Source organism: Secundilactobacillus malefermentans DSM 5705 = KCTC 3548, assembly GCF_001436395.1.
In the GTDB taxonomy this organism is placed as follows: Bacteria; Bacillota; Bacilli; order Lactobacillales; family Lactobacillaceae; genus Secundilactobacillus; species Secundilactobacillus malefermentans.
The window spans coordinates 1-777 of sequence record NZ_AZGJ01000129.1 but is presented as its reverse complement, the minus strand read 5'-3'; the positions used below and the strand labels follow the sequence as shown (position 1 = coordinate 777).

The window sequence follows — 777 nt, the reverse complement described above, 5'->3', positions numbered from 1 at the left end:
ATTAAACGTTCGTTTAATTCACTACCCTTGAAAACTGTTTGTTCGCTATCGGTTTCCTTAATTAATTCTCGTCTTTCAGCTTGCGTGGTCTGTTCAAAATTAAGCTCTGGATAAAGTTTTTTCGTCGTGCGATCAACTACTTTATTTAAGAGTTCATCTGCTTTTTTGAGTGAGCTTTCTTGTTGGTTAATTGTCAATAATTGTTTAGTCACATCTTCACCAACCGCATGTTTAATTAAGGTGCTGTTTTTCCAATTAAATAGCATGCGCCGCTTATCATCTGAGTTCTCCAAACTGATATAAGTTTTCAGTTCATGGCTTAACTCTTTAACTACCCGTTTTTCATTAAACGAGAAGTGTTTACTTAGGCTATCTAAATGCCCTCGATTAATGGCTTTTTCTTGGTTGTTTTTATAACTGGCTTTGGCCTTGCGATAGTTCTTAACTTGTTGGTTAAATTCTTTTCTTTCATGCCGTTTGCTATTGATTCCCTCATGTTGCATTGGGGTATCAGCTATTCCTTCCTCGATAAATGATTTTTCGCTGATCCGATCCGGAATATTTTTTTGTGCTAAGAACTGATTAACACTCAACGCCCAATTTTTTCGCCACTCATTAATTTTTTCCTTTTTATCCCAATCAACCAACCAAATTTTTCTTTGTTTTGGAAACCCGCTTTTGGTTAAAAGTTGTTTGCCATTTTCATCTTTAATATACTGCGTCTTTGCTTTTAATCCCCAACTACCATCGGGGCTAAATGGGCGATTGGTTAACATC

The 777-nt window shown here is 36.2% G+C and carries 1 protein-coding gene; it reads right to left on the bottom strand.

Annotated features, from left to right (window positions below):
- A partial coding sequence (locus FD44_RS10115) for a MobA/MobL family protein (protein WP_162258124.1) occupies positions 1-777 on the bottom strand: 777 nt, incomplete at both ends.